The organism is Micromonospora sp. ATA51, assembly GCF_016802855.1.
GTDB lineage: Bacteria > Actinomycetota > Actinomycetes > Mycobacteriales > Micromonosporaceae > Micromonospora > Micromonospora sicca.
The window spans coordinates 1-8994 of the sequence record NZ_JAEVHJ010000281.1 but is presented as its reverse complement, the minus strand read 5'-3'; the positions used below and the strand labels follow the sequence as shown (position 1 = coordinate 8994).

Genomic DNA, 8994 nt, shown 5'->3' with positions numbered 1-8994 from the left:
CGCTGTGCGCGGCGATCCACTCCAGCGTCCGGGCGATCGCCCGCGACAGCTTGCGAGCGGTTTCCTGGTTTTTCTCCAGCCATGCCGACTTGGCGTACACCACCAGGACGCAGCTGGACACGCTGGTCGAGAGCCTCACCGAGTCCGACGCGGACGCGGTACGCGACTGGCTGGGCGGCGCGAACGGCCAGGGCATGCCGGGTGTGCTCAACCCGCGGGCGCTCACCCAGCACCACGAGGCGGTGGCGAGCGACCGGCGCCGCCCGGCCGACGACGACCCGCAGGGGGTCCGCTCGGTCGGCGTCATCGGCGGCGGCACCGCCGGCTTCATGGCCGCGCTGGCGCTGAAGGCGAAGCGGCCGTGGCTGAACGTCACCCTGGTGCAGTCGAAGGAGATCCCGATCATCGGCGTCGGCGAGGCGACGGTGACCTACATGGTGATGTTCCTGCACCACTACCTGGGCATCGACGCCAACGAGCTGTACCGGAAGGTGATGCCGACCTGGAAGCTCGGCATCAGGTTCGACTGGGGGCCGGCGGACGACGAGCCGTTCATGGCCACCTTCGACTGGCACCACCATTCCATCGGCGGCCTCGGCGCGCTGGACGCCACCGGCAGCGTCAACGGCTTCACCCTCCAGTCGCTGATGATGATGGCCGACCGCTCGGCGGTCTTCGAGGTGGACGGCAAGCCGGTCTCGCTGATGAAGTACCTGCCGTTCGCGTACCACCTGGACAACGCCCGGTTCGTCGGCTACCTCACCGAGCTGGCCGAGCAGCGCGGCATCAAGCACGTCGAGGCGCGGCTGGCCGACGTGGTGCTCGGCGGCGAGGAGTGGGTCGACCACCTGACCACCACCGACGGGCGCGAGCTGAAGTTCGACTTCTACGTCGACTGCACCGGCTTCCGGTCGATGCTGCTCGGCAAGACCCTCGGCACGCCGTTCCACAGCTACGCCGACACGCTCTTCACCAACTCGGCGGTCACCGGCAACATGCCGCACGACGGGGTGCTCAAGCCGTACACCTCGGCGACCACCATGCAGGCCGGGTGGACCTGGAACATCCCCACCCCGGAGAGCGACCACATCGGCTACGTCTACTCGACCGACCACATCAGCGACGAGCAGGCGGCCGACGAGATCAAGGAGCGCTTCCCCACCGTCGACGGGCTGCGCCAGGTGCGCTTCCGCAGCGGCCGGCACGACAAGGCCTGGCGGGGCAACGTCTACGCGATCGGCAACTCGTACGCCTTCGTCGAGCCGCTGGAGTCCACGGGCCTGCTGATGAGCGCGCTCTCCATCCAGGCGATGGTGGCCACCCTGCCCACCTCGTGGTCCGAGACCCCGGCCCGGGACGTGGTCAACCTCGGCCTCGGCCAGCGCTGGGACGCGATCCGCTGGTTCCTCGGCATCCACTACAAGTTCAACACCAAGCTGGACACCCCGTTCTGGAAGGACGTCCGGGAGCGCTGCGACGTCTCCGGCTTCAAGCCGCTGCTGGACCTGTACGCCAACGGCGCGCCGCTGACCCGGCGGGACCCCTTCCTGCTGGACCTGGCACTGGGCGCGGCGCCGACCTTCTTCGGCCTGGCGGGCATCGACAACCTGCTGCTCGGCCAGAAGGTGCCGGCGACCCTGCTGGAGCGCACGGAGACCAACGACGACTGGTGGCAGCGGCGCAAGGCGGCCGACGCCCTGGTGGCGAAGGCGATGACCCAGGCGGACGCGCTGAAGGCCTTCGCCGAGCACCCGGAGCTGAACAAGCAGCTGCTCGAGGACTTCGACAGCTGGGCCGGCCGGCACATCGCCCCGTACATCGGGATGAACTGACCGACGCCGGGGGTCCGGTCCGGCGCGCCGGCGGACCCCCGCCCGATCCCTGAGGTGGTGCGACGTGACAGATTCCCTCGCCGAGCGGGCCGCCGGGCCCACCTCGACCGACTTCCGGGGCCTGATGGCCGAGTTCCCCACCGGCGTGGCCGTGCTGACGGCGTTCGGGCCGGACGGCCGGCCGCACGGCATGACCTGCTCGTCGGTGTGCAGCGTGACGCTCAGCCCGCCGACGTTGCTGGTCTGCGTCTGGCGCGGCAGCCCCACCCTGGCCGCGATCGTCGCCGGTTCCCGCTTCGCGGTGAACCTGCTGCACGACCGCGCGTCGCAGACGGCGCGGCTGTTCGCCTCCGGCGACCCGGACCGGTTCTCCCGGGTGCGCTGGGACGCCGGGCCGGAGGCGGCGGGGCCGCACCTGGCCGACGACGCGCTCGCCGTGGCGCACTGCGCCGTGGCGCGCACCGAGCCGGTCGGCGACCACGTGGTGGTCTTCGGCGAGGTGCGGCGCATCGTCCGCGAGCCGGGCCGGGATCCGCTGCTGTACGGGCAGCGCCGGTTCGCCGCCTGGCCGGCCGGCTGACCGCTGGCCATCCGCACTGATCCCCGGGCCCGGGAATCGGGTCGCCGCCCGCTCGGGCCGTTGCCCGTGCACGGGAATTGTGTCGTTCGGGGGTCGAATCCACTTCGTGGAATCCGCCCCGAAGCAACCATTGCAAATTGCACGTGATGCGATCACTGTCGGTGACACGCCTGCCGTGGGAGAGGTCCCGCGACGAGGTTCCCGACGGGCCGGGCGACCCGGGCGACCGCTTGCCGCGGGCCCGCCTCGCGCAACGCCGTCACCACGGCCGACGGGCGTACGGCGGCGCCGTCCGGAGGGCTTTGTCCAGATTCCCATTATTGGGTCGCTTGACAATGTTTTCTCCGCTGACCGGGACCAATACAGCGACTTTCCGACAGTCGGCCGTCCGCCATTTGTTACCGAATGTTTCGGGTACTCTCGGTAAGGAAAGAGCCGGTCGGATCGAAAGCCGGAGATCCGACATTGCGCGGGCGCCCACAATGACGGATTGTCGGACACCGTGGGATCCGTATCGAGCTTTCCGGGCGAGGAAGGGCGGGCCGGTTGCGGCCGTCCGAGCGCGCGGGTTCACGGGAAACACCCCGACTGTCCGGTTTTGGCCGACCCCCGTCCCCCCGGCGAACCGTCGGAGGCAGGGGTCAACCGATTGGTGGATATTAATGCGTTGCGCATCCACCCCGCTTGTGCATTCGCCCGGCGTTTGCCGCGAAAAGGGACGAGCGGAGGACTTCGAGAAAGGGGACTCTATCCGCGCTCCAGCGCTTTTCGAGCGGTGAAAGATGGCATCGACCCAGCCTGATACCAGGCACTCTCGAAGTCGACGTCCGACCCTGGTGCGGGGGCGGATCAGCAGCGACTTCGACCACAAGGGGGAAGTGGTTGTCGTGCAGATTTCGATCCTAGGACCGCTGGAGGTGGTACGCGACCGTGCGGTCGTGACACCCTCGGCGCCCAAACTCCGCCGAGCGCTCAGCCTTCTCGCGCTCAACGGCAACGTCGTCGTGCGGACCGACCAGATCATCGAGGAGCTGTGGGAGGACAACCCTCCCGCCAGCGTCACCACCACACTCCAGACGTACGTCTACCAGCTGCGCAAGCTGCTGCGGCTCGGCGTACCCAACGCCCGGGGGCAGCTGCCCGCCACGGCGGGGACGCCGTCGCTGCGGACCTCCGCCTACGGATACGTCCTCTCGCTCGCGCCGGACGCCCTCGACGCCCGCCGCTTCGGCCGGCTGGCCGCCCTGGGCCGGGCGCAACTGGAGGCGGGTGATCCAGCCACCGCGGCGGCCACCCTGGCCGACGCGCTGCGGCTCTGGCGCGGTCCGTCCCTGGTGGACGTCAGCCTCGGGCCGCTGCTGCAGGTCGAGGCGTTGCGACTGGAGGAGATGCACAAGAGCGCCCTGGAGTCCCGAATCCAGGCCGACCTGCAGCTCGGCCGGCACCACGAGGTGCTGGGCGAGCTGACCGCGCTGGTGGCCAAGCAACCCACCCACGAGGGCTTCCACGCCAAGCTGATGCTCGCCCTCTACCGCGCCGGGCGCCGCCCCGACGCGCTCGCCGTCTACCAGAACCTGCGCACGGCCCTGGCCCGGGAGCTGGGCCTGGACCCGTCGCTGGACACCCAGCGGCTGCACCGCTCGATGCTGGAGGGCGACCTCGCCCTGGAGCCACCGCCGGCGCCGACCGAGCCGGCCGCCGTGGTGGTCCGGTCCGCGCCGCCCAGCCAGCTCCCCCCGAAGGGGCCCGCGCTGGTCGGCCGGGACACCGAGCTGGCGGCGGTGCTGGCCGCGCTGGGCCGTACGCCCCGCAACGCCCCGGCCGTGGTGGTCGTCGCCGGGCCGCCCGGCTGCGGCGCCACCGCGCTCAGCGTGCACGCCGCCCACCAGGTCCGCGACCACCACCCGGACGGCCAGCTCTACGCCCGGCTGCTGGACGGCGACGGCGGGCGGGCCGACCTGGGCGAGGTGCTCGCCGGGTTCCTGCGGGCACTGGGGGTGCCCGACGAGGCGCTGCCGACCTCGCTCGACGAGCGCAGCCGGATGTTCCGCTCGCTGACCGCGGACCGGAACGTGCTCGTCCTCCTCGACGACGTGGCCGACAGCGAACAGCTGGCGCCGCTGCTGCCGTCGAGCCGCGCCAGCGCGGTGCTGGTGACCAGCCGGCGTCGGCTCTCTACGCCGTCCATCAGCGAGACCCTCCACCTGCCCCCGCTGGACGTCGACGGCAGCCTGCAACTGCTGGCCGCCGCGATCGGCCGGCGGCGGATCGAACGGGAACCGCTGATCGCCCGCGAGCTGGTCTACCTCTGCGACGGGCTGCCGTCGGCGCTGCACGTCGCCGCGTCGATGCTGCTCTCCCGGCCGCACTGGAGCATCGCCCGGCTGATCGCCTGGAAGCGGCGGGAGATGGACCGCCCCTGCGGCGACCCGCTGCGGCTGCGGGCCAGCGTGGAACGGACGTACCGGCTCGCGCCGCGGGCGGTGCAGACCGCGCTGGGCCAGCTCGCCGGGCTGGTGCAGCAGCCGGTCTCGCTGGGCACCGCCGCCACCGTGCTCGGCGTCGACGAGCACGCCGCCGAGTCGGTCCTGGAGGAGCTGGTGGAGCTGCACCTGATCGGTGCCGAGCCGCCGGACGACCAGCTCGTCGGGTACAACTACCGGTTCCTGCCGACCCTGCGCAGCATCAGCCAGCAGCTCGCGGTGGGGCGCTGAACCCGCCCCCGGGTCGGCTCCACCGACCCGGGGGCGACGGCCCGGAAACGCCGACGCCGCGACGGTCTCTGACCGTCGCGGCCGTCGCCGCACCTGCTCCCCGGGGTCGCGCCGCCGGGACGGACCCGTCACCCGGCCAGGCGTACGCCCGGCGCCGCCGCCATCTCGTCCAGCAACGCCGTGGAGTGCTCCGCCGCCCGGAACACCGGGTCGGCCAGCACCTCCCGCAGCCGGGGCACGGTGGTGCGGACGCCCCGCCCGGCGATCCGGAACTCGGCCAGCGCCCGGTCCATCCGGTCCAGCGCCTGGTCCCGGTCCGGCCCCCAGACGATCACCTTGGCCAGCAGCGAGTCGTAGTACGGCGAGATCCGCCAGCCCGGGTAGGCGTGGGTGTCCACCCGGACGAACGGGCCGCCGGGCGGGACGAACTCCGTCAACTCCCCCGGGCAGGGGGCGTAGTCCCGGGCCGGGTCCTCGGCGTTGACCCGGCACTCCACCGCCACCCCGCGCGGCCGGACGTCGTCCTGCGTCACCGACAGCGGCAGGCCGGCCGCCACCCGGATCTGTTCGCGGACCAGGTCGATGCCGGTGACCGCCTCGGTGACCGGGTGCTCCACCTGGATCCGCGAGTTCACCTCGATGAACGCGGTCTCCTCGCCGGCCACCAGGAACTCGAAGGTGCCCGCGCCGGTGAAGCCGACCGCCCGGGCGCCCCGTACCGCCGCCTCGGCCAGCGCGTCGGCGATCCGCCGGGGCAGGCCCGGGGCCGGGCTCTCCTCGACGAGCTTCTGGTGCCGGCGCTGCACCGAGCAGTCCCGCTCGCCGAGGTGCACCACGTTGCCGTGCCCGTCGGCGAGCACCTGGATCTCCACGTGCCGGGCGGGTTCCAGGAAGCGCTCCAGGTAGACCCGGTCGTCGCCGAAGACCGAGCGGGCCGCGGCCCGGGTGGCGCGGAACGCGGGCAGCAGGTCCTCCGCGCGCCGCACCACGCTCATCCCCCGGCCGCCCCCGCCGGCCGCCGCCTTGATGATCACCGGGAAGCCGACCCGGTGCCCGGCGGCCTGGATCTCGCTGGCGCTGCCGACCGGCTCGAGGGTGCCCGGCAGCACCGGCAGGCCGGCGTCGGTCATCAACCGCCGGGCCAACGACTTGTCGCCGAGGCGCGCCATCACCTCCGGCCGGGGTCCGATGAAGACCAGCCCGTTGCGGGCGCAGATCTCGGCGAAGTCGGGATCCTCGGAGAGGAACCCGTAGCCCGGGTGCACGGCCTGCGCGCCGGTGCGCAGCGCCGCCTCGATCAGCGCCGGCGGGTACAGGTAGCTCTGCTTGGCCGGTCCCGGTCCGATGTGCACCGCCTCATCGGCGGCGCGCACCGCCGCCGACTCGCGGTCCGCGGTGGAGTACGCCACCACGCTGCGGATCCCCATCTCCCGACAGCTACGCACCACCCGCAGCGCGATCTCGCCGCGGTTGGCCACCAGCACCGTGTCGAAGGTGGCCTCCCGCCCGCTCACTCGCCCTCCCAGGGCTCGATCACCAGCAGCGGCTGCTCGTACTCGACCGGCTCGCCGTCGGCCACCGCGATTTCGACCACCCGCCCGGCCAGGTCCGCCACCAGCGGGTTCATCAGCTTCATCGCCTCCACGATGCCGACCTGCTGGCCGACCTCGACGATGTCGCCGACCTCGACGAACGGCTTGGCGCCCGGCTCGATCGCCCGGTAGAAGGTGCCCACCAGCGGTGACCGCAGCTCGTGCCGGCCGGCCTCCGCCCCGGCGTCGACCTGGGTCGCGGGCGTCTCGGCGAACACGGTGACGGGCGTCCCACCCCCGGACGCGGTCGCGTCCGGCCACTCGACGTCGATGCTGGCGCAGCCGAAACGGACGCTGATCCGGCTCGGCGCGCCGCTGACCGAGCGGGCCACCCCGAGGACGCTGCGGTGCAGCACCTCCATCGCGGCCTCGGCGTGCAGCACCGCCACCGCCGCGTCCAGCCCGCCCGGATCGGCCGGCACGGGGGTCGTGGTGGGAGCAGGAGTGATGGTCATGTCAGGGCCTCCTATCGTTGGTCAGACCGAACCGCCGGAACCGGGCCCGCCGCCTGGCGACCAGGGTCGGTCCGTCACTGGTCCGCAGCTCGCGCAGGGCGACGACCACGGCGTCCCGGACCAGCCGGGACGCGCGCGCCGGGTCGAGGTGGGCGCCGCCCGGCGGTTCCGGCACCACCCCGTCGACCACGCCGAGCCGCAGCAGGGACCCGGCGTCCACACCCAGCGCGGCCGCCGCGTCGGCCGCCCGCTCCGGGCTGCGCCAGAGGATCGCCGCGCAACCCTCCGGACTGATCACCGAGTACGTGCCGTTCTCGGTCAGCAGCACCCGGTCCGCCACCGCCAACGCCAGCGCGCCGCCGCTGCCTCCCTCACCGGTGATCACCGTGACCACCGGCACCGGCAGGCTGCCCATCAGCGCGATGGACTCCGCGATGGCGACCGCCTGGCCCTGCTCCTCCGCCGCCAGCCCGGGATGGGCCCCGGCGGTGTCCACCAGGGTCACGATCGGCACCCGCAGCTTCGCGGCGAGCCGCATCAGCCGGGCGGCCTTGCGGTAGCCGGCGGGCGAGGGCATGCCGAAGGAGTGCCGCACCAGTCCTCGGTGCTGTGCCCCTTCTGGTGCCCGATCACCAGCACCGGCAGCCCGTCCAGCACCCCCAGGCCACCCACCACCGCCCGGCAGTCCCCCGCGCCGTCGCGGGCGCCGCGCAGCTCGACGAAGCCGTCCAGCCACTCGGTGAGGTGGTCGGTGAGCGTGGGCCGGTCGAGGTGCCGGGCCAGCCGGACCACCTCGGCGGGCGGTCGGCGGACCAGGGCGGCCGGGTCGCGCAGCACGGGGTCCACCGCCGCGCCACCCCAGTCCGCCGGCGCCGGGGCGGCCGCCGCCAGCAACTGGCCCAGCACCCAGGGCAGCTCGCCCCGGGCGCGTACCCCGTTGACCAGGCCCCGCTCCAGCAGGAACTCCGCGGTCTGGAAGCCCGGGGGCAGCTCCTGGCGGATGGTCTGCGCGATGACCCGCGGGCCGGCGAAGCCCATCCGGGCACCGGGCTCGGCGATGATGACGTCGCTCAGCGTGGCGAACGAGGCCGCGACCCCGCCGTACGTCGGGTCGGTCACCAGGGTGATCGTGAGCAGCCCCGCCTCGTCGAGGGCGCGCAGCGCGTTGCCGGTCTTGGCCATCTGCATCAGTGCCAGCGCGCCCTCCTGCATCCGGGCCCCGCCGGAGGCGGTGACGATCAGCAGCGCGCAGGAGTCAGCCAGGGCGGCCTCCGCGGCGGCGGTCACCGCCTCGCCGGCGGCCACCCCCAGGCTGCCGCCGAGAAAGCGGAAGTCCATCACCGCCACCACCACCGGGTGGCCCTGGATCCGACCCCGGACCACTCGGACCGCGTCGGCGAGGCCGGTGCTCTCCCGGGCCCGGGACAACCGGCCCGGGTAGTCGACCAGGTCGGTGAAGTTCAGCGGGTCGTGCACCGACTCCGCCGGCGTCACCGGTCGCACCGAGTCGGGGTCGAGCAGGCTGCGCAGCCGCTCGTCCGCGGTCAGCCGGCTGTGCCACCCGCACTCCGGGCACACCCCCAGCAGCCGGTCGAACCGCTTGCGGTACAGCAGCACCCGGCAGCCACCGCAGGTCAGCCACTCCCCGTCGGCCGGGGTGGCCGGGACGGCCGGCGCGGCGGTGGCGCCCCGCGCCGGCGCAGGAACCGTACTGGTCATGTTCCGCTCCGATCGTCCGTGCCCGGCCTCGCGCGGGGCGCGGGATTACCGCCGTCGGTTGCCGGTCGTGCGGTGCGGCCGGCCGCCCGCCCGGCGCCCGGT

5 protein-coding genes and 1 pseudogene are annotated in these 8994 nt (G+C 73.2%); 3 read left to right on the top strand and 3 right to left on the bottom strand.

Going from position 1 to position 8994, the window contains the following annotated elements; genetic code table 11:
• Nucleotides 1-89: 89 nt before the first annotated feature.
• From JNW87_RS29880 to JNW87_RS29870, 3 genes are all read left to right on the top strand, one after another.
• Nucleotides 90-1832: a tryptophan halogenase family protein gene (locus tag JNW87_RS29880; RefSeq protein WP_238454805.1), complete on the top strand. Its 1743-nt coding sequence runs from the start codon at nucleotides 90-92 to the stop codon at nucleotides 1830-1832.
• A gap of 64 nt (nucleotides 1833-1896) precedes the next feature.
• Nucleotides 1897-2412 (top strand): flavin reductase family protein, encoded by a 516-nt coding sequence (locus JNW87_RS29875; protein ID WP_236647396.1) that lies wholly within the window; start codon nucleotides 1897-1899, stop codon nucleotides 2410-2412.
• A 938-nt stretch (nucleotides 2413-3350) separates the two neighbouring features.
• The gene (locus tag JNW87_RS29870) at nucleotides 3351-5126 is read left to right on the top strand and encodes an AfsR/SARP family transcriptional regulator (RefSeq protein WP_238454804.1); all 1776 of its coding nucleotides are present in this window, start codon (nucleotides 3351-3353) and stop codon (nucleotides 5124-5126) included.
• A 128-nt stretch (nucleotides 5127-5254) separates the two neighbouring features.
• On the opposite strand, the gene JNW87_RS29865 is transcribed toward JNW87_RS29870, so the two are convergent.
• The 3 genes and pseudogenes from JNW87_RS29865 to JNW87_RS29855 form a co-directional block, all read right to left on the bottom strand.
• Nucleotides 5255-6640, bottom strand: a complete 1386-nt coding sequence (locus JNW87_RS29865; protein ID WP_238454803.1) for an acetyl/propionyl/methylcrotonyl-CoA carboxylase subunit alpha — start codon at nucleotides 6638-6640, stop codon at nucleotides 5255-5257.
• Nucleotides 6637-7173 carry an acetyl-CoA carboxylase biotin carboxyl carrier protein gene (gene accB, locus JNW87_RS29860; protein ID WP_238454802.1) on the bottom strand — a complete coding sequence of 179 codons (537 nt, stop codon included), beginning with the start codon at nucleotides 7171-7173 and terminating at the stop codon, nucleotides 6637-6639. The genes JNW87_RS29865 and accB overlap by 4 nt, the downstream gene beginning before the upstream one ends.
• 1 nt (nucleotide 7174) lies before the next feature.
• A pseudogene (locus JNW87_RS29855) lies at nucleotides 7175-8892 on the bottom strand (carboxyl transferase domain-containing protein).
• Nucleotides 8893-8994 lie beyond the last annotated feature (102 nt).

Coding starts and splice junctions, on each gene's coding strand:
- accB (WP_238454802.1), bottom strand. CDS start 7,173: ATGACCATCACTCCTGCTCCCACCACGACCCCCGTGCCGGCCGATCCG.